Below are 18953 nucleotides of genomic sequence, written 5' to 3'. Positions count from 1 at the left end.
TCCTGTCCGCCATCCTTGTGAGGTGATAGCTATGTTCGACTTTGTAATCATTGGTGGCGGCATTGTGGGGATGTCTACAGCCATGCAAATGGCCGCTGAATACCCGGATGCAAAGATTCTATTGTTGGAAAAAGAATCGAGCCCTGCTCAACATCAAACCGGTCACAACAGTGGTGTGATCCATGCGGGTGTCTATTACACGCCGGGCAGTCTTAAAGCCAAGTTCTGCCTGGAAGGAAATCGGGCAACCAAGGATTTCTGTGATCAGCACGGAATTCGTTATGACGCCTGCGGCAAAATGCTGGTGGCGACGAACAATGTAGAAATGGAGCGAATGAAGGCCCTCTGGGAGCGCACCGAGGCGAATGGCCTTGAGCGTGAATGGCTGTCGGCCGCTGAGCTTCGTGAAAGAGAACCGAATATTGTCGGGCTGGGCGGGATCTTTGTCCCTTCCAGTGGCATTGTGAATTACGCTGAAGTCACTCGGAACATGGCGGCAGCGTTCACAAAGGCGGGGGGCGTCATTCACTACAATTCGGAAGTGACTGCGCTCGACGAGCGTGCGGACGAAGTCGTGGTCACGACATCGACGGGGGTCTACCAAGCGCGTTTTCTGATTTCGTGCTCAGGCCTGATGGCCGATCGGATCGTCAGGATGCTGGGGCTCGAGCCTGAATTCCAGATTTGTCCGTTCAGGGGCGAATACTACCTGCTGCCCAAGCAACACAATCAGATCGTAAATCACTTGATTTATCCTATCCCCGATCCGTCCATGCCATTTTTGGGCGTGCATCTGACTCGCATGATTGATGGCACGGTCACCGTTGGACCAAACGCTGTTTTGGCGCTCAAGCGTGAGGGTTACAAGAAAACCGATTTCTCCCTGGCGGATATGTTTGAAATGTTCACTTCGCTCGGGGTCTTGAAGGTGCTGAAGGCCAATTTGAAACCTGGTCTGATAGAGATGAGAAACTCGCTGTTCAAGGGCGGCTATCTCCAGCAAGTGCAGAAATACTGTCCGTCAATCAACAAAGATGACCTCACACCTTACCCCGCCGGTGTTCGCGCTCAGGCGGTGTCGAACAGCGGTAAGCTTATTGACGACTTCCTGTTCGTTAATACCAACAGAAGCGTGAACGTGTGCAACGCACCTTCACCTGCGGCAACGTCGGCAATCCCTATTGGTGCGTACATCGTCAGCAAGGTAAAGGAGCAAATAGGCGAGCGCGCATTTTTTGCCGCGCCCAAGCTCGATCCGAATGACGTTCGGGCGTCGGCGTAATAAGAAAGTCGCTAGTGATAGCGGCTTTTTTTAAGCTAAAAAATGATCCCTGGTCATCTTCCGTCTGGATAACTCAAGTCGATTGCGGGCGTGGATGAATTCAGGGGAATCAGTGAGCCAGGCTGAAACAGGCAAACACCTGAACGAGCAATGCTGCGAACGGTATCCAGGTGCCCGCGTCATAAGCTTCCTCCCGGGAAGAAGGCTCTTGTGTTTCTGACACCTGCATGACGCCAATCTCGAACGCACCGATTATTTCTCGCATGAGAAGCCTTCTTAACGCATGGGGCCGGCTGCGTGCCTGGCTCTTTGCGGACATTAAGATTCTAATCCATATGTATTGTCAACGATATTGAGCGCTTTTTTGAGCGCTTTTTGGCCGGTCAGGCTGTTGTGTTTGGCGTTTTTTCAGCGTTTATTCGGTTTTTTGTCAGTGTTTGCTGGGTTTTATACCGGTTGGCGGGGTGCAAAACATTTTCCTTTGACTTCAAATGTATTTGAAGGTATTTCTAGACCTGCGATGAGCGTTCGCGTTTCCAAAAGCAAAAAAATGCTAGATGGCCCTCCTTTCTACGTCGCTGCCGAGAACACAAAAATACGAGGTTGCACCATGACGAATCATCCCGTGAATTCCCCGGTTGACGTCGACGCCCAGCGTCTTGCGTCCCTGGGATACAAATCAGAATTCAAACGCGATATGAGCCTTTGGGCGAATTTTGCCTTGGGTTTTACTTACCTTTCGCCGGTTGTCGGCATTTACACCTTGTTTGCATCCTCTCTCATGCTGGGCGGCCCGCCGATGATTTGGGCGCTGCTCATCGCGGGTGTTGGTCAGCTTCTGGTGGCGCTCGTGTTTGGTGAGATCGTCTCTCAATTCCCGCTCGCAGGCGGTGTCTATCCATGGGCCCGGCGTCTTTGGGGGCGCAAGTGGGCGTGGATGACCGGTTGGGTCTACGTGATGGCGATGTTCTCGACGATCGCAGGGGTTGCCTATGGCGCAGCTCCATACACCGCTTCAGTTGTAGGATTCGAGCCGACAACAGGTGCGAACGTAATCTGTGCGTTGGTGATTCTGGCCATTGCGACCGTCATCAACATGATGGGCACCAAGGTCTTGGCGCAGGCAGCGCTGATCGGGTTTTTCGCCGAAATAATGGGGGCGTTGGTTGTCGGCGTGTACCTGCTGGTGTTTGAGCGTCACCACGACATGAGCATCTTCTTCAATACGTTCGGTTCGGAGAGTACGGGCTCCTATACCGCAGCATTCTTGGCCGCGAGTCTTATCGGTGTCTTCCAATACTACGGATTCGAGGCGTGCGGCGACGTTGCCGAGGAAGTTCCAGAGCCCGGTCTGCGTATTCCTAAGTCGATGCGCCGCACGATTTACATTGGTGGTGTAGCCGCAACTTTCGTCTGCTTTGCGTTGATTATGTCCGTGGTCGATATCGGCGCGGTTATCAACGGTACGCTTGCTGATCCAGTGTCGGCCATTCTGGCAAATGCGTTTGGCCCGGTGGGCTCCACTGCTGTGTTGTGCGTCGTGCTGATCTCCTTCCTTTCTTGCGTGATGAGCTTGCAAGCTGCGGCGAGTCGACTGATCTATGCATACGCTCGCGACAAGATGATTTTTGCCAGCGGCCTGCTTTCCCAGTTCTCCCATGAGCGTCATGTACCGCCCTATGCCTTGTTGCTCTCGGCGCTGTTGCCGGGTGTGATTGTCGTCGGTTCGATGATTTCCGCTGATGCGCTTTTGAAGATTATTTCCTTCTCTGCGGTAGGCATCTACATCGCGTTCCAGATGGTCGTTCTTGCGGCATTGCGGGCTCGCTTGAAAGGCTGGAAGCCAAGCGGTGAGTACCAACTTGGTTCGCTCGGTTTGATTACCAACGTTGGGGCGCTGATCTATGGCGTGGCCGCGATGGTGAACATCAGTTGGCCACGCACCCCTGGTGCACCTTGGTATGACAACTGGATTGTTGTGCTGTCTTCTTTCGCCGTCGTCGCGGTCGGCTTTCTCTACATGTGGATTGCCCGCCCTCATTTGCGCAGCGCGGCCATCTACGGAGATGCCATTCCATCGAGGGATGCCGTTGTCATCGGCGGGGCTCGCGGAACCACCGCATAGTTTCTGACGTAATAAAAAACGCCCTTCAATAAGGGCGTTTTTCATTTCTGTGGGCATTTCAATTATGGGCTGTATTCCGTGCTGATCGTGGCTTGAAGGCCGCAGTTTTCAGAGCGCTATGGCTGAGTTGCGCAGTAGAGGAGCAACGTGATGTGGTTCAAGGGTTCGTTGAGTGCGGAATTTGATGAGTTGAATCGCGCCCTGCGTGCATTGCTGGGGCAAGAGCCTCTGGTTCCGGAAAGTCTGCAGTTATTGAGCAAGGCTCATGTGCCGGCGTATTCAAATGTGCTGGCTTTGGCCGAGCGGATAAAAGCACTGGAGGGCCAGGTTGAGAACCTGACGCGGGCGCAGGAAAACTGGGCGCAAGACGCAATTGTCAGTACGGATAAAATCAGTGCCCTGGCAAACGAGGTGGCTGATCTGAATCGATGCTCAACTGAGGAGCGCCTGGCCTTTGAATCGATCAATAAACAACTGACAGCACTTAGTGCAGAGGCGCAAGTGTGGGAACTTACCAAGCAGACCCTCACCGAAGGCTGTTGGGATCTGAAGATCGTGGATGGAGACCTGGAGCATCCTTCCAATGAGCTGCGATGGTCTCGTCAGTTCAAGGAGTTGGTTGGATATTCGGATTTGGAGTTTCTTGATGGCTGGGAAACGTATAACCAAATCGTTGATCCCCACGATCTCCCCAGGATATTGAAGATTATCGAAGCGTATGTACGAGCGCCCCATAGCGCTGAACATTACGTCGTTGAGTATCAAATGAGGCATAAGCAGCGCGGCATGGTTTGGTATCGAGAGCGGGGGCGGGCCATGACAGGGCCTGACGGCAAGGTATGCAGGCTGATAGGGGCTGTTCGAGATATCTCTTCTGAGCGACATGCCATCGAGTTGCGTCAGCGTGAGCAGGCGGCCATGCAGGCGACCTATGCTCAGATTTCCACTGCGCTTGGGGTGATAAAGGCAATCGCAGATCAAACGACCATGCTTGCACTGAATGCTGCAATTGAAGCCGCGAGGGCAGGGGATTTGGGGCGTGGTTTTTCTGTTGTGGCCGATGAAGTAAAAAAGCTCGCTTCAAGAACGCAAGAGGCCACTCAGCAGATCCACTCAATGCTTTCGAATGTTTCGGTGGGGGAGTCGGTGTGAGTCGGTAGTTTGGTCCATGCAGCGTAGGGAGGCTTGAGCGTCCCTACGCTGGCAGGCTGTCGGCTTACGCCGCGCCCCGGTGTTTACGCTTGCAGGGGCGCTGAACAAGAGACCAGTGCGCGGCGGCTTCGCCGAGTTCAATGACGCGACAGCCTGTTTCCTGGCGATTCATTGCCTGGTGAGCCATATCGCCGACAGTCCAATTGGCGGTGTTGGCGGCGATGATACGGCCCTCCTCGGACACGATCAGGGCTTCGTTTTCCATCTTGATCAGGCTTGAAAGCAGGATTCGTTCAAAGCGGTGCAATGCGATGTCCGCGCCGGCGATACCCACGAAACGACCATCAACGTGGATCGGAAGAGAGAACGTCATGATGTACATGTCGGCCCCATAAAGATCGACGTAAGGGCCTACGACAACGTTGCTCCCTGTATTTTTGGGGCGCGCGAACCACGGCATGCTCTGATAGTTGTAGAAGCTTTCGCTGCGTCGATTGAAGTTGAGCGTCATGGGGACAGCCTTGCCCGCAGAGCCCATTCTCCACCACTCAAGGTACATCTCGCAGTCGTCCAACTCTCCCGGCTCCAGAACGACGCCTGTTCCATGCATGCAGGATTTCGAGCCTTGGAGCTGTGCGTCAATTTTCGGTTTCAGCACCGCCAGGTCTTTGGACGAGGGCTTCTTGCCCAATGCAGCCTCACGTCGCCAAATCTCCACGACTTCGTTTGCCAAGATCGTCAACTGATCGAAAACGTTACCGATCGAAGCATTGATACTGTCCGCGCAGACGTCTGCGTCAGTGCGAAAAAGTGGTACTGGCATGATGTATGGCCCCGGTTGCATTCTCGTAACGCAGTTTGAGATCGATGCGGTGAGTAGCTTCCACTCACTGCGCATCAAAAAGCCGCTTGCAGGAAAAAGAGCAAGGCGCATGCCACTTTCAGGCGACTTCGGATAAGAGATCTAATCTCAGATCTATAAGCCTTTTGATGCCGCGCGTGACGTGGGCTTCTGCCAATGCGCCAGCAAGATTGGGGTCATTCGCCATGATCGCATCTGCAATGGCTCGATGTTCTGACTGGACGGCTTCGGGTGTGATGGAGCCTTCCCCTGGAATCCACATCAGCTCACCGATTTCCGCTTGCAGGCTCATTTCTGCGTGGGTAAGCCTGACTGACTGCGCGGCAACGGCAATCTCGATGTGGAAGCGCGCATCCGCACGACGACGTTCTGTTCGGGTGGCCGCTTCGCCTAGCGCATCAATGTAGTGCTGGAGCTTGGCGTGATGCTCCGAGGAGGAGCGCTTGGCCGCGAGTCGAGCGGCTGCCCCTGAAATGGCGACATGTTCGTCGCACAGATCCCGCAGTTCCAGGGCGCTCATGTCCGTGAGGCGGGCACGCAAATGGACTTCTGGAAGTTCTACCGCCGGGCAAACGAAACTGCCGCCATTGCGGCCCCTCCTGGTTTCAATGACGCGGCGTTCTCGCAAGTAAGCCAACGCTTCGCGCAGGGTGACGGTTGCCACCCCGAATTGCATCGCCAGCTCGTTTTCGCTTGGCAATTGCTCGCCTTCTGCGATGAGCCCCAGGTCAATCACTTCAATCAGCCTGCGGACGACTTCTTCGGTCCGGCCTTCCTGTCGCAACCTCATGAACGAGGCGGTTCTTGCACTGGCGTTGTTGTTCATAATCCATCGGTAGTCAATTTCGCTCGAACGAGCTTAATCGACTCGCCAATCCTCCCAAATGATTGTGTTTCATCGCCGCAATTTACCAGACTCAGTCCGCACTTCGCGCTTAAACCTCTCAAATAAAATTTTAAAAAAAAGGCCGCCCCTCGACAGGTGCGGCCAACGGCTCGGGTGGTAAGGCCGAGCAGACATGTTGAGATACAGGGGGATGCCGTTTCTCAACTGGTCGGGAAAGGGTAGCTCAGCGAAGGCATCCACTTCCGCCAAAGCCGCTCCAGTTGACCGTTCGATTTGACTATCGCGAGGGCTTCATTGACTTGCGCGAGCCAGACGTCATCGCCCTTTTTGATCGCAATGCCCCACTTGTTTTGAGTGGGAACACTGAAGCCGATTTCGAGATCTGCTTCTTCGGCCAGGGGTACCAAGGCAACGTCGTCATCTACGAAGGCATCGATTTTTCCGTCGCGCAGTGCCGTCACCATGTCACCCAAAACATCGTCACTGTCGCCACCGAAAGGCACGCAAATACACCCGGTGAACGTTTCTGCCAGTGCCATGTTCAAGCTTTGCGCGATGGCACCGACTTTCTTGCCGACGAGGTCGGATGCAGATCGCAGATTGGCACCACGTCGAATCATCACCGCTTCATCGAACACTGCGTAGGGCTCAGTGAAGTCAGCCAGGGTTTTGCGATGGTCAGAAATACCCTGGCCGCACAAAATGACGTCGCCTTTCCCGGCCTGCAGCGCGGGATAAAAATCCGCCCAGTTTTGATAAGCGAACTGAAACGGCAGGCCAAGTGTGCGCGCCAGTAGCCTGCCCAGGTCGGACTCGTAGCCATGGCGGAACCCTGTGTCATCTCTCCAGAACAGCGGTGGAGCAGGGAGGTTGGCACAAATAACCCGGAATTCGGCTGTTGGATGAGCGTTGTCGATCATGGCAGGTAGTCCAGGTACATTTTGCGTTCCCAATCGGTCACTACGCCGCAAGAGCGCGCCCACTCGTCAGCCTTCAATTCACGGTAGAGCTGGGTCAACTCGGCAGGGAATGCGCTGCGAACGACGTCGTCCCGGTCAAACGCTGCAAGCGCATCGCCGAGGGTGAGAGGGATGCCGACCGACTCGCCACCGTCGACATAGCTGTCTTTGCTCTCGGGCTGGCCTGGGCTGGTTTTATTGCGGATGCCGTCCAGCATTCCGGCGAGAAGCGCGGTGTGGGAAAGGTACGGGTTCACACTGGCGTCGGGGAGCTTGTACTCCAGGCGACCGTTGGCCGACAGGCGAACAGTGCAGGTTTTGTTGTCCATGCCCCAGTTGATTCGAGTCGGTGCGAACTGGCCGGTGTCCCAGAAGCGTTTGTAGGAGTTTACGGTCGACGCCATGATCATCATGGAGCCAGGCGCGTGAGCGAGCATGCCACCCAGGGCGTGCAGGCCGACATCTGTCAGGTGCAATTCACGGCGACCAGGCTCGGCCAAAACATTGCGGTCGTCTTTCCACAGGCTGACGTTGTGGTGGCAACCGTTCCCCATGCTGCCGGTGCTCGGCTTTGGCATGAAGCTCGCCTTGACGCCAAACTCGCTCGCCACCTGGCGGCAGATCAAGCGATAAGTCATCAGGCGATCGGCAGTCAGCTCGCACGAGTCGAACATCCAGTTCAGTTCGAGCTGACCCGGATCTTCGTAATCGCCTTCGATCATGTCCAGGCCCATGGAAATCGCATATTCCATGACGCGTTTGTAGATCGGCCGCATGAGTTCAAGGTTGCCCATGTGATAGGCCGGGCTTGCTCCCGGGCGGACTTGTACTTCCAGCTTGTCACCGAACCAGGTCATTTCCGGCTCGCAGCCCGACTTCATCCGTAAGCCAGTTTCCTTGATGAAGGCTTGGTGTGAACGGATCAGATGCCCACGGGCGTCGGTACCCAGCGGCGCACCACCGTTTTCGAGACGGTGGTCCGGCTCGTACATGCGGCAGAAGAACGACCCGATGGATTTATCCCAGGGAAGCACGTTGAAGCTGTCGATGTCGGGAATCGCGGTGAATTCGGCTGCTTGCGCGCCCCCGCCCAGCAGTTCTCCAGACCGGGATGTTTGCAGGTCGGACACGGCGGTACGGTGGAACTGCACGCCTTTTTCAAGGTTGCGCAACAAATGCTTGGCCGGCACTACCTTGGCAATGACACGACCGGAGAGGGTGACAACTTGGTAGTAGAGGTATTCGACGCCGGCATCTTTGATGCGTTTAACCAGTTCCTGAGAGGCTTGGGCGCTGGTGTTGAATTCTCTGTGCAGGTCTAACGCAGTCATTCGAGTTCTCCTGGCGCTGCATGGACAAGGCATGGCAGCGGCCCATTTTTTTGTATTCCTGCTCTGACGGCTGGCTCATGGCACCTGGCAGGGACGCATTGAATTTAAGATATGGTTTTATATCTTTCAAGCTTTAAATGTGAAAAATGCCGGTCGGTAAGGTTATTTTGTGCAGGCTATTTGATTTTTTTTAAGCAAAAAGCGCCTTTATGATTGCCTTCATGGCGTTTTGAGAGGCTTTTTGAAATGTGAAAGGCAAAAAAAGGGCCTATACATACAGGCCCAGAGGTTAAGCGATTGGGTGATGCCTACTTCGCGCGATAGGTACGGAAGAAATCCGCGACCCATTTCGCGACAGGAGACGCATCCACCGGTAGATGAGCGATGGCGTCCAGCGCGTTGGCTGAGACATAGTCGCCAAGCAGGTCGGCTCGAAATTTTTTCGCCAGCGCCTGGGTATATTCGGACGAGAATTCGGGGTGGTACTGCACGGAGATAGCCGGAAACGAGTAGCTGAACACTCCGTTTTCGCAATGGGTTGATCCGCCTATACGTGTCGCTTGCGGCGGAATGCTTTGAACCTGGTCTTGATGGAACACAAAGGACGCGCTGCAGGCTGGAAGGTCGGGTATGTCGTAGGTGTATTGCTGGGCGCCGACACCCCAACCTTTGTCAGATTTCGCATTCAGCCCTCCATACGCATCCGCCATGATCTGATGACCAAAGCAAATACCGAAGACGGGAATGCGTTTCTGCCTGAGCCGCTGCAGCAGGGCGATCAGTTCCAGCATCCATGGGCTGCGCTCATAGGTGCTGTGTTTCGATCCCGTCAGGATAAAACCTTCAAAGTCATCCGGGGCTGGGAGTGTTTCTCCGCGCACGACGGATAGATAGGTGAACGTGGCTTCGGGAAGAAAAGGGGATAGCCACTTCTCGATCATGCTTGGGTACGACCCAAATTCATCGATCAAATCGTCCGGCGTAAGTCCGTTTTCCAGGATACAAATCCGCATTGGCCGCTGAGACATCTTTGCCCTCATAAGTCGTAGTGCAGCCTCTCACAACGGTCATTCAAGCAGCACCCGAAGGCGCTGGTTCAGATGATCGTCATCGGGCTGATGGTCTCGTTCACAGTCCTGACAAAACGGCCTTGGCCCAGGGCATTGCGATGTCACCTGGCAGTTGCCCTGCGCTGGCGTCATGCATCCCTCGTTCGCCTACTTGCTCGGCGCCCAGCTCAGTCAGTGTCTGCGCAATGATCTCGCTGCCCCGATTGAAGGTTTCATAGAAGCTGTCGCCCAGGCCAAAGACCGCGAACCGAAGTCCGGACAGGTCGGGTCGTTGACTGTTCAGCGCGTCGAAGAAGGGTTGGGCTGATTGCGGTAGTTCGCCGTCACCATAGGTCGAGCACACAATGAAATAGAACACGTCCGCCGACAGATCGGCGACTGAGCATTTAGACATGTCGAAGCTTTCGATACTCACATCTGCGCTGAGTGCATCGACGATATCGTCGGCGACCATTTCAGCGTTGCCGGTTTCTGTGCCGTAGAGGACATGAATGTTCATTTGTTGTGTTCTCCTGCTGGATGGGACTGGGCGGCGCCCAACATGGCCACTTTGTTGCGGAATTTTCGGCGTGCACGGTCAACGGGGGCATTTTTGAGTTCGGCCATATCGATGCGCGTCCAGTCTTCGTAGCAAACGGTCGGGCGGTTGATGGCGTTTGCGATCGCGCCATAACCGGGTTTCCCCAGCGCCAGGGCGCCTGTCGTCACGGCCTTCACGATGTGCTCGGCCACATGCCTGGCATCCGCTCGATTGTCCGGGATCGTGCCGGTGGGCCCTCGACGGAACCAGCCCGTGCAATACAGTCCGTCGTCCAGAAAACCGTTGGATAAATCGGCGCCTGCGCGTGACAGGTCGGCGCGGCACAGATCGAGTCCTGGGCGCTCTTCGAATCCAATCGCCGTGATAATGCTCGTCGCAGGAATACTGTGCTGGCGCCCGGGGTTTTGCGTGTCTTGAAGCACCAGGCCTGCAACGTGGTCGACCCCGGCGACGCGAACGGGCGTCCATCCAAAGTGGAAGGTGACCGAACGTTTGATTGCGCCAGACTCGCCACCCGATTGAGTCAGTGCGAGCAGCGCTTCCACCTTTGCTCTGGCCAGCGGGTCATCGATCGATTCGAGACCGAGTTCGTCGTTGAACTCGAATTGCACATGGGCAAGTTTGGCGAGTTCCTTGATCATCACCGTGTCGAATTTGGCGAATGCGGCCGCAGATCGACCGACGACGTCGATGTGTTCTATCGGGCTGCTTGCCAGATGAGCCAGTGCTTCGTGGGATAAGTCCGAGCCATGAAACTCTTGGCCCTTTTTGACCAGCAGTCGCAACACATCGATGGCGACGTTGCCATTGCCCACGATGATCGGACGCGTGCCAAAGCTTGGAGAAAACCCTTCTTCGTCCGGGTGATCGTTGAGGAAACGGGTTATCTGCCCGGCGCCGTAGATGTGATTGAGCCCATCCCCCGGCACGCCAAGTTTGCGATCCCCATACAGGCCCGTTGCAACCACCACGATGTCGTAGGCCGCACGCAGATCGGCGAGTGGCAGTTCGCTGCCGACATGAACGTTACCCAGGAACTGGATGTTCTCGCGTTCGAACATTCGTTCAAATTGCCGGGTCACGGCCTTCGTGCCTGGATGGTCAGGCGCAACGCCGTATCGGACCAGGCCGTATGGAACGGGCAGTCTTTCAATCAGCGTGATCTCGGCGTCCTGCCATTCACGTCGAAGCGCTTGAGCGATGTAGCAGCCCGATGGGCCCGAGCCGATTATCGCGATGGTGGGTGCACGCATGATTACACCTCTGGGTCGAACGCCATGGGCATCGCAATAGGGCCCGTGTTGCCGCTGTCCGGCAGCCATTGCACCTCGCCGTTGAAACGCGGGTTTTTGATGCGTTGTGCCAGAAGCGCCAAGGCTTCGGTCATGTCGCCGCGGGCAATGAAGTGTCCGATGCAATGGTGAGCGCCTGCGCCAAAACCGAAGTGCGCCTGGCGTTTGGCCGTGATATCGAATCCGGGATTTTCGAATACGCTCGGATCGGTACCCGCCGCTTGGCTGAACAGGTGGACCGTCGTTCCCTTTTTGATATCCAGTCCTTGATAGTTGAAGTCTTCCAGCGCTTCGCGGGTCACCCAGGTGACGGTCGGGCGCACACGCATGACTTCTTCCACCGCCGCTCGTGCCAGTTCGGGATCGTCGCCCAGCAATTTCCACTGATCGGGGTGCTGGACGAACATGTCCATGGCCAAGGCGATCTGGTTACGGGTGGTGTCGATGCCGCCGAAAATGGCGAGAACGATCATGTCGTACAGTTCTTGATCGCTAAGCGCGGCTTTGTCTTCTGCGTTGGCTTTAACCAGCAGGCTGAGGAAGTCATCACCCAGGCCGTTCTTTTTCAGGGCTTCGACCGCCATGGCGGCATAACCGAACAGTTTGTCGGTCGCTGCGTTGATCTTTTCTTCGTCCTGCTTGAACGTCACGCCCAGTGCCAGGCCCATGTCCACCGCCAACTGAGCCAAGCCTCGCCACTCACTGCGGGGTAAGCCGAGCAGGACGCAGATGACTTGAGTGGCATAGGGCTCGGAAAAGTCCGCGACGAATTCGCAGGTACCTTTCTTCGAGAAACCATCAATGATTTCGTTAGCCATTTCCTGAAAGACAGGGGTGAGTTTTCTCACGAGCTTTGGCGCAAAAGCCGGGTTCGCAAGGCGGCGAAGGCGCGAGTGATCGGCGCCTTCGCGACTGAGCAGCATCCGAATCCACCAGTCGGCAAAGCTGCCTGTCGCCTTGTTGTGAGCAGGCCATGCGTAGCTTCCTTGACGCAGTCGTTGATCCCGAATCAGTGCGTTGACTTCGTCGTAACGAAGAACGGCGATGCCATAGGGTGTGCGTGCGAACCAGCTTTTTTCTCGCGCATCGAGCACTTCCTTCGAGCGCATGGAAAAGGAAGGGTTGGCCACGTCCAGGTAGGGCGCAGCTTCGAGCGTAGTGGGGAGACTGGAAGACATTTGGACACCTTCGATCATTGTTAGAAGAAGCGAACTGCCCACGATTCGCACAGAACAACCGGCGAAGGTTGGTGGGTGGTGCTGGCCGAGACCGCTTTGGGCCTGGCCTGACGCTGGGTCGCGGTACGAATTCAATTTAAAATATGGTTCCATATCTTTCAAGGATAATTTTCGATGGTCACCGCGTAATCGAGCTTGTTTTTGCACTCTCAGGGCATCGCTTGCATGAGAAAATGCCCGTTCAGCGCGAAAAATCCCAACAAACAGCGCTTAAAAAGCCGCTTGGCATCTAATTATCTTTAAGATATGGTTTCATAAGTATTGAGTTCCGATCAGGGTTTGCTTATGAAGTCGCCGCGCGCCATTGCAATTATTCACGCCGATACGGATGTCCCCGGCAGCCTGCCCGAGCTCTTTGGTGAGCAAGGTCTCGATTTGGACATCGTTTCCATCAGCCAGGCCCTGCCAGCCCCGGAAGCGCTCGACATCGTTGTGGTGATGGGCAGCCCGGAATCGGCCTACGACCATCGATTGTCGTGGTTGGACGCCGAGCTCAGTTGGCTGAAGGCAGTTCAAGCGCGAGGCGTGCCGACCCTGGGGATCTGCTTTGGCAGCCAGTTGCTCGCCCGTGCACTCGGGGGGCAGGTCTATCGAAATTCCACGGCGGAGATCGGTTGGACTGAAGTTCAAACGCTTCAGGACGAATGGGCCCACAAGGGCCCGTGGCTCAATTTCCATTTTGACGCCTTTACCCCGCCTCCCGGCTCGACCTTGTTGGCGAAGACCGACCTGGCGCCCCAGGCCTACCGCAAAGGCAAGTCCATGGGGGTGCAGTTCCATCCGGAAATCGATGCCCAGATGTTCGATACATGGACTGACTACTGGCGCCATACCGAAGAAGGGCAGCGGTTTCTAGCCAGCGCCGGCGATCTGCCAGAACGAATGCGCGCAGAGATTCAGGCCAAAGAGGCCGGTAATCGCGCCAACTGTCGCCTGCTGCTTGAGGATTTTTTAGGCGCTATCTGAACCCCCATTCAACCGTGACCCAGCATGCGAATTGCGCCAGCTCGACCTGGGCCATCCATCGTGAACCGTGAGGACAACCATGCAACCGTTAACTTTGAGCGATTGGGAAAGCAAAGCTGCACAGCTGAAGATTGAAGGACGCGCGTTCGTCAATGGCGCGTATGTGAGTGCTGCGGCAGACACCGTTTTTGAGTGCATCAGCCCGGTCGACGGGCGCTTTCTTGCCAACGTTGCCAGCTGCGATGCTGCCGATGCGGATCACGCCGTCAAGGTCGCTCGCGCCACCTTTGACGCGGGTGTGTGGTCCCGTTCATCGCCGGTTTCACGCAAGCAGGCGATGCTGCGTTTTGCCGATCTGTTGGATCAGAACGCCGAGGAGCTAGCGCTTCTGGAAACACTCGACATGGGTAAGCCGATTTCGGATGCGCTGAATGTCGATGTGCCTTGCGCCTCTGACGCCATCCGTTGGAGTGGCGAGGCAATCGACAAGATTTACGACGAAGTGGCAGCGACACCTCACGACCAGTTAGGCCTGGTCACCCGTGAGCCGATCGGCGTTGTCGCGGCGATCGTGCCGTGGAACTTCCCGTTGATGATGGCTTGCTGGAAGTTGGGCCCCGCATTGGCTTCGGGTAACTCGGTGATTCTCAAACCCTCGGAAAAGTCGCCGCTGACCGCCCTTCGTATCGCCCAATTGGCCGTTGATGCCGGCATTCCTGCGGGCGTCTTGAACGTACTGCCGGGCTACGGGCACACCGTAGGTAAGGCGCTCGCCGTGCATATGGACGTCGATACCATCGTCTTCACGGGCTCGACCAGGATCGCCAAGCAACTCCTGATCTACTCCGGCGAATCCAACATGAAGCGCGTATGGCTGGAGGCAGGTGGCAAGAGCCCCAACATCGTGTTTGCCGACGCTGCCGATCTGCACGCCGCCGCAGAGTCCGCTGCCGCCGCGATCGCCTTCAATCAGGGCGAGGTGTGTACCGCAGGTTCCCGTCTGCTCGTCGAGCGCTCGATCAAAGACACATTCCTTGCGATGGTCATCGAAGCACTGAAAGGCTGGACCCCCGGCAACCCCCTTGATCCGGAAACCAACGTGGGCGCCCTGGTCGACACTCAGCAGATGAACAACGTGCTGGCCTACATCGAGGCGGGCCACAAGGATGGTGCGCAGTTGGTCATCGGTGGCGAACGCGTTCTTCAGGAAACCGGCGGGACGTATGTGCAGCCGACCATTTTCGATGGCGTCAGCAATGCGATGAGAATCGCTCAGGAAGAGATTTTCGGGCCGGTTCTGTCGGTCATCACGTTCGACTCGGTTGAAGAAGCCATCTCGATCGCCAACGACTCCCAATATGGCCTGGCCGCGGCGGTGTGGACGGCGGACATCTCCAAGGCACACCTCACCGCCAAAGCCCTGCGGGCGGGCAGTGTGTGGATCAATCAATACGATGGCGGTGACATGACGGCCCCCTTTGGCGGATTCAAGCAGTCGGGCAACGGTCGCGACAAATCGCTCCATGCGTTCGATAAGTACACCGAGCTGAAAGCTACCTGGATCAAGCTGTAGACGCTCGCGTACGCAGTCGTAGGTATCTGATTGAGATTGAGCCGGCGGCTCCCTCTTAGGGAGCCGCACCGTACATTCAGATGCAGCAAGGCCTCCCGCGGTGGGTCATCTCTCATGACAATCGTTTCCTTGGTACTAAGAGTGCCTGCCATGTTCAGAAGTGTTTCTATTCGCCTGAAAATTGTGCTTTTGTCCGGCCTTTGCTTACTGGTGCTGATCGACTTCGAGCAATCATGATCCGTTCCGAAAAGCAGAGCGTTGCCGTCACGCTAGCGGGTGCAGCCATCGCGATTCAGTCGGCCTGGCGTTGATGTGGCCCGCATCACCCGCCCCATCAATGCCGTTGCCGCCAGGCTTAGGGAGATCTCAGAGGGTGAGGGCGATCTGACCTGCAGATGGATCCGCCTTACTGGGAGACGGCGGGCGATGGCGTGGATTTTCCCTTTGAAAATTCTGAGCTCATGGCTCACTTCATGCGACGCTGCAAAGGGAAGGTCATGGTTAGCATCAACGATCACCCGGACATTCGACACGTCTTTCAGGGATTCCATTTTGAGACTGTCGATATCCGTTACAGCACGGCGAACCAGCGGCAAGGCTGAGGTCAGCGGAGAGTTGGTGATCATGAATTGGGTGCCGGCGACGCGGGGAGGGCTGTTCTGATCAGCATCGGGTAAATCCAGTACAACCGGTACCCCATAGCTTGAGCCGTTCTGTGAGTGTGATAAAAAACTCAACGATTGCCTAATGTGCGTATGTGATTGACGTCAACTTTAATTTTCGTTAGTAAGAACTATGGTTTTTTTAATTAATAAGGTGGTTGTTAAATATGGTTAGCCCCATTCTCCCTATTAAGAATAAAAGCAGAACTAAGAAAAATATCCTAATGAATCCGCTTCCATAACGTAGTGCTAAAAAAACTCCAGTGAGCGAGCCTGCGATATTACAAATTGCCACCACGCCACCTACTGTCCATAAGACATTACCAGATGGAACAAAAAATATAAGGGCTGCACTAAATGTTCCCAAGTTGACCAGCTTTGCAGATGCTGATGCGTTTAAAAAATCGAAGCCAAAAAATTTAACAAAAACAAAAAGCAGAAGGCTTCCACTACCTGGTCCAAAAACACCATCATAAAAACCAATGAGACCGCCAAAAAAAACGCCTAATATAATTTCCTTTTTTCCGTAGTGTATGTTGTGGCTGAACAGGCCCAGATTTTTTTCTGTAAAAGTATAAATAGCCATTGCTACAAGGATAAAAAAGACAACAAGTTCCATCAGTTTTTTTGGCACAATAGAGACTGAGGCGGCGCCAAGAAATGCAAATAAAAATGCGGAAAGCATGGTGGGGAGCATCAGCCTCCATACGATTTTTATTCTTTTTAAATATCTAAATATTGAGGATAGGTTTCCAGCCAGAACAGCTAATTTGTTAGTGCCAAAAACGGTGGCAAGGGATTGCTGAGGTAGGGCATGTAAAAGTGCTGGGATTTGTACAAGCCCGCCACCTCCTACCGCAGCGTCTATCAAACCGCCGCAAAAGGCGAAAAAGCCCAGAACCATTAAAGCTTGGTCAAAACTCATATAGAGGATCCTTTCGTAACTTGAATGCCCGGCGAAAAACCATGATCTCCTTTTAGCTTGAATTCTACGCTCTACTCGATATGCCGATTAGCTTACAACGCGGCTACGTAAGCTAGTCGGCATATTTTAAAGTGAGTAGAGCGAAATCCTGTGCAGGTAAAGCCTGTATGGTTTTCGTATCAAATACTCTAAGTGGCGTTGAACTTTTCTTTTATGAGCTCAGCACTCGGTGCATCGCTGCAAAAGCCATTCCTACTCGTTCATTGTAATTAAGCATAATGCCCTTCGATCGTCCCGGATTGAAGTTTGTACTACGCCGGTATTGTATAAATAATCAGAAAACTCATTGCATTCTTGCACTTTGTATTGGCCCCCAAGCCAATCAGTCGCGGCAAAGGCTGTGGTCATATAACTATACATACCATCATGCCCTGGGTGCTCAAGCCCAAAATCATCTTTAGCCACCTCGTGCATATGCGCCATACGTTGTTCAGCCGGTACCGATATAGTGTCCGCTGAGAGGCACATAATAATTTTGGCTGAGACCAAGCTGGTTGTTTTATGCGTTTCATTCCATCCATTGAAAAATTTTAGAACAGCAGAGCCTACAGTTTGTTTTTTAAGGAAGGCCCTGAAAGCACTTTCAGTATAAAACTGAGCGTCTTGCGTGATTGGATGGCGAAGTACTTCAAGCAAAGCATCTTGGGTCTCTGCTGTTTTCAGGACTTGCGCTGATACCGGTTCCAAAACGAATTTGTGGCGATGCTGAACTCATGAAGTGTCTCTCTCCTTGCAGGCCGATCGAGTTATTTATGATTTAACTTCTGTATGAAATCAGAATCTGAAAAGTAAACGACTTGATCGCTTGTGACAAGTGACTTATAGTGAGTTCATTATTCATTTTTAGTGAGCAATGACATGGAGCTCTCTCAGCTGGCTATGTTCAAAGCAGTTGCTGATCAAGGTAGTATTGTCCGCGCTTCTGAACTGTTGCATTGTGTTCCGTCAAATATAACGAACAGAATCAAAATATTAGAAAATGAGTTAGGCGTCTCGTTATTTATAAGAAAGGGGAGGGGGCTAATCATCAGTCCTTCTGGGAGGTTGTTTCTCAGTTACGCTAACAAGATCTTGTCTTTATGTCAGGAGTCCCAAAGAGCTCTCGATCCTACAGCGGCACCATCGGGGAACTTAAAAATCGGCGCCATAGAGTCTTCGGCTATAGGTAGGTTGCCCAGGCTGCTGTCAAAGTATCATTGTCTTTATCCATCTGTGCAAATGCAGTTTAGTACTGGAGATTGGTCACAGTTATTAAGCGATGTCGTTGATCATAATCTAGATGGGGCAGTTGTTGCTGTCGGAATTGAACATGCAGATATTGAAAGTGCTGAGATTTACAAGGAGGAATTAGTACTGATAGCCTCTCCAGCTGCGGGAACTATACGTGAGCCAGAAGATCTTAGGGGCGTAGATATTTTCATGTGGCCTGAAGGATGCCCTTACAGGAAATCATTGGTAAATTGGTTGGATCTTCATAATGTGTCGAGTTTCATAACTAGTATCGCAAGTTATGGCACTATTCTCGGTTGCGTGAGTTCGGGGGCGGGAGTGTCGTTAGTTCCTAGGGGGGTCTTTGAGCAGTTTAGACTGATCGGAGGTATCTGTGGGCACGTACTTAGCGACTTGCTCCCCGTGCAAAATTATTTTATATGGAATAAGCATGTTGAGTTTCATCGTGCAAAAGATAAGTTTGCAGAGCTGCTAAAAGAAGAGTTCAAAGACGTATGACGACACTTTGCGGAAGGCCGCCAATGAGGTCTCCGTCTACCCAAACAAGGGTTCCAACGATAGCCAGGGTGACACCCAGCTTGGATGCATTGCCGTCAATTGTTGCTTGGCGATCAGCTTCGGTTTCTTCTTCTGTTGGTACAAAAATGGCCACCGTCAATGATGGACTGGCTTCGAAGCCATTCGGCGAGGCCCATACGCACCAACGGTCGGAAGTGGAGCGGGTGAAGGGAATCGAACCCTCGTTATCAGCTTGGGAAGCTGGAGTAATGCCATTATACGACACCCGCTCAGAGCGGCTGACTTTGTACCAGATGTGCGCCGGGATTTGAAGTTTTTC

Annotated in this window: 16 protein-coding genes, 1 tRNA gene and 1 pseudogene; 7 read left to right on the top strand and 11 right to left on the bottom strand. The window is 54.0% G+C overall.

Annotated elements, in window-relative coordinates; all coding sequences use genetic code 11:
* Positions 1 to 31: 31 nt before the first annotated feature.
* The 3 genes from lhgO to BLR63_RS14925 all read left to right on the top strand — a co-directional run bounded on the left by lhgO (position 32) and on the right by BLR63_RS14925 (position 4559).
* Positions 32 to 1282, top strand: a complete 1251-nt coding sequence (gene lhgO / locus BLR63_RS14935) for an L-2-hydroxyglutarate oxidase (RefSeq protein ID WP_010563643.1) — start codon at positions 32 to 34, stop codon at positions 1280 to 1282.
* A gap of 610 nt (positions 1283 to 1892) precedes the next feature.
* The gene (locus BLR63_RS14930; protein WP_010563644.1) at positions 1893 to 3407 is read left to right on the top strand and encodes an APC family permease; all 1515 of its coding nucleotides are present in this window, start codon (positions 1893 to 1895) and stop codon (positions 3405 to 3407) included.
* Positions 3408 to 3557: 150 nt separating this feature from the next.
* Positions 3558 to 4559, top strand: a complete 1002-nt coding sequence (locus BLR63_RS14925; protein ID WP_010563645.1) for a methyl-accepting chemotaxis protein — start codon at positions 3558 to 3560, stop codon at positions 4557 to 4559.
* A 64-nt stretch (positions 4560 to 4623) separates the two neighbouring features.
* On the opposite strand, the gene BLR63_RS14920 is transcribed toward BLR63_RS14925, so the two are convergent.
* From BLR63_RS14920 to BLR63_RS14885, 8 genes are all read right to left on the bottom strand, one after another.
* A complete protein-coding gene (locus BLR63_RS14920; protein ID WP_231998173.1) occupies positions 4624 to 5493 on the bottom strand; it encodes a cache domain-containing protein in 870 nt (289 codons plus the stop codon).
* A gap of 7 nt (positions 5494 to 5500) precedes the next feature.
* On the bottom strand, positions 5501 to 6247 hold the full coding sequence (locus BLR63_RS14915) for a FadR/GntR family transcriptional regulator (protein ID WP_010563647.1): 747 nt from the start codon (positions 6245 to 6247) through the stop codon (positions 5501 to 5503).
* 221 nt (positions 6248 to 6468) lie between these two features.
* Positions 6469 to 7188 (bottom strand): substrate-binding periplasmic protein, encoded by a 720-nt coding sequence (locus tag BLR63_RS14910; RefSeq protein ID WP_010563648.1) that lies wholly within the window; start codon positions 7186 to 7188, stop codon positions 6469 to 6471.
* Positions 7185 to 8558: a glutamine synthetase family protein gene (locus BLR63_RS14905; RefSeq protein WP_010563649.1), complete on the bottom strand. Its 1374-nt coding sequence runs from the start codon at positions 8556 to 8558 to the stop codon at positions 7185 to 7187. The genes BLR63_RS14910 and BLR63_RS14905 overlap by 4 nt, the downstream gene beginning before the upstream one ends.
* A gap of 308 nt (positions 8559 to 8866) precedes the next feature.
* Positions 8867 to 9499, bottom strand: a complete 633-nt coding sequence (locus tag BLR63_RS14900) for a type 1 glutamine amidotransferase (RefSeq protein WP_231998172.1) — start codon at positions 9497 to 9499, stop codon at positions 8867 to 8869.
* 187 nt (positions 9500 to 9686) lie between these two features.
* Complete coding sequence (locus BLR63_RS14895; RefSeq protein ID WP_010563651.1) at positions 9687 to 10127, bottom strand: flavodoxin domain-containing protein; 441 nt, start codon at positions 10125 to 10127, stop codon at positions 9687 to 9689.
* On the bottom strand, positions 10124 to 11422 hold the full coding sequence (locus BLR63_RS14890) for an FAD-dependent oxidoreductase (RefSeq protein WP_010563652.1): 1299 nt from the start codon (positions 11420 to 11422) through the stop codon (positions 10124 to 10126). The genes BLR63_RS14895 and BLR63_RS14890 overlap by 4 nt, the downstream gene beginning before the upstream one ends.
* A 2-nt stretch (positions 11423 to 11424) precedes the next feature.
* Positions 11425 to 12639, bottom strand: coding sequence for a cytochrome P450 (locus BLR63_RS14885; RefSeq protein WP_010563653.1), 1215 nt, complete (start codon positions 12637 to 12639; stop codon positions 11425 to 11427).
* Between the two features lie 345 nt (positions 12640 to 12984).
* Here BLR63_RS14885 and BLR63_RS14880 point away from each other — a divergent pair, with 345 nt between their 5' ends.
* The 3 genes and pseudogenes from BLR63_RS14880 to BLR63_RS14870 form a co-directional block, all read left to right on the top strand.
* Complete coding sequence (locus tag BLR63_RS14880) at positions 12985 to 13665, top strand: type 1 glutamine amidotransferase (protein ID WP_010563654.1); 681 nt, start codon at positions 12985 to 12987, stop codon at positions 13663 to 13665.
* Positions 13666 to 13744: 79 nt separating this feature from the next.
* Complete coding sequence (locus BLR63_RS14875; RefSeq protein WP_010563655.1) at positions 13745 to 15238, top strand: aldehyde dehydrogenase; 1494 nt, start codon at positions 13745 to 13747, stop codon at positions 15236 to 15238.
* A gap of 395 nt (positions 15239 to 15633) precedes the next feature.
* Positions 15634 to 15901: pseudogene (locus BLR63_RS14870) on the top strand (DNA adenine methylase); the annotation flags it as partial.
* 141 nt (positions 15902 to 16042) lie between these two features.
* Here the strand turns inward: BLR63_RS14870 and BLR63_RS14865 are convergent.
* Positions 16043 to 16825: a sulfite exporter TauE/SafE family protein gene (locus BLR63_RS14865; RefSeq protein ID WP_010563657.1), complete on the bottom strand. Its 783-nt coding sequence runs from the start codon at positions 16823 to 16825 to the stop codon at positions 16043 to 16045.
* 252 nt (positions 16826 to 17077) lie between these two features.
* Positions 17078 to 17572: a hypothetical protein gene (locus BLR63_RS31200; RefSeq protein WP_130926042.1), complete on the bottom strand. Its 495-nt coding sequence runs from the start codon at positions 17570 to 17572 to the stop codon at positions 17078 to 17080.
* 171 nt (positions 17573 to 17743) lie between these two features.
* Here BLR63_RS31200 and BLR63_RS14860 point away from each other — a divergent pair, with 171 nt between their 5' ends.
* Positions 17744 to 18613, top strand: coding sequence for a LysR family transcriptional regulator (locus BLR63_RS14860; RefSeq protein WP_081480350.1), 870 nt, complete (start codon positions 17744 to 17746; stop codon positions 18611 to 18613).
* Positions 18614 to 18829: 216 nt separating this feature from the next.
* Here BLR63_RS14860 and BLR63_RS14855 read toward each other — a convergent pair.
* Positions 18830 to 18903, bottom strand: a tRNA-Gly gene (locus tag BLR63_RS14855).
* Positions 18904 to 18953: the final 50 nt, after the last annotated feature.

Source organism: Pseudomonas extremaustralis (assembly GCF_900102035.1).
In the GTDB taxonomy this organism is placed as follows: domain Bacteria; phylum Pseudomonadota; class Gammaproteobacteria; order Pseudomonadales; family Pseudomonadaceae; genus Aquipseudomonas; species Aquipseudomonas extremaustralis.
The sequence above is the reverse complement of the archived record's forward strand: the minus strand, read 5'-3'. Positions and strand labels throughout refer to the sequence as shown.

Bases quoted from the DNA above. Each gene is read 5' to 3' on its own strand.
- BLR63_RS14930 (WP_010563644.1), top strand. From the start codon at position 1,893: ATGACGAATCATCCCGTGAATTCCCCGGTTGACGTCGACGCCCAGCGT.
- BLR63_RS14920 (WP_231998173.1), bottom strand. From the start codon at position 5,493: ATGCGCCTTGCTCTTTTTCCTGCAAGCGGCTTTTTGATGCGCAGTGAG.
- BLR63_RS14925 (WP_010563645.1), top strand. From the start codon at position 3,558: ATGTGGTTCAAGGGTTCGTTGAGTGCGGAATTTGATGAGTTGAATCGC.
- BLR63_RS14905 (WP_010563649.1), bottom strand. From the start codon at position 8,558: ATGACTGCGTTAGACCTGCACAGAGAATTCAACACCAGCGCCCAAGCC.
- lhgO (WP_010563643.1), top strand. From the start codon at position 32: ATGTTCGACTTTGTAATCATTGGTGGCGGCATTGTGGGGATGTCTACA.
- BLR63_RS14900 (WP_231998172.1), bottom strand. From the start codon at position 9,499: ATGATCGAGAAGTGGCTATCCCCTTTTCTTCCCGAAGCCACGTTCACC.
- BLR63_RS14865 (WP_010563657.1), bottom strand. From the start codon at position 16,825: ATGAGTTTTGACCAAGCTTTAATGGTTCTGGGCTTTTTCGCCTTTTGC.
- BLR63_RS14885 (WP_010563653.1), bottom strand. From the start codon at position 12,639: ATGTCTTCCAGTCTCCCCACTACGCTCGAAGCTGCGCCCTACCTGGAC.
- BLR63_RS14915 (WP_010563647.1), bottom strand. From the start codon at position 6,247: ATGAACAACAACGCCAGTGCAAGAACCGCCTCGTTCATGAGGTTGCGA.
- BLR63_RS14880 (WP_010563654.1), top strand. From the start codon at position 12,985: ATGAAGTCGCCGCGCGCCATTGCAATTATTCACGCCGATACGGATGTC.
- BLR63_RS14875 (WP_010563655.1), top strand. From the start codon at position 13,745: ATGCAACCGTTAACTTTGAGCGATTGGGAAAGCAAAGCTGCACAGCTG.
- BLR63_RS14895 (WP_010563651.1), bottom strand. From the start codon at position 10,127: ATGAACATTCATGTCCTCTACGGCACAGAAACCGGCAACGCTGAAATG.
- BLR63_RS14910 (WP_010563648.1), bottom strand. From the start codon at position 7,188: ATGATCGACAACGCTCATCCAACAGCCGAATTCCGGGTTATTTGTGCC.
- BLR63_RS14890 (WP_010563652.1), bottom strand. From the start codon at position 11,422: ATGCGTGCACCCACCATCGCGATAATCGGCTCGGGCCCATCGGGCTGC.
- BLR63_RS14860 (WP_081480350.1), top strand. From the start codon at position 17,744: ATGGAGCTCTCTCAGCTGGCTATGTTCAAAGCAGTTGCTGATCAAGGT.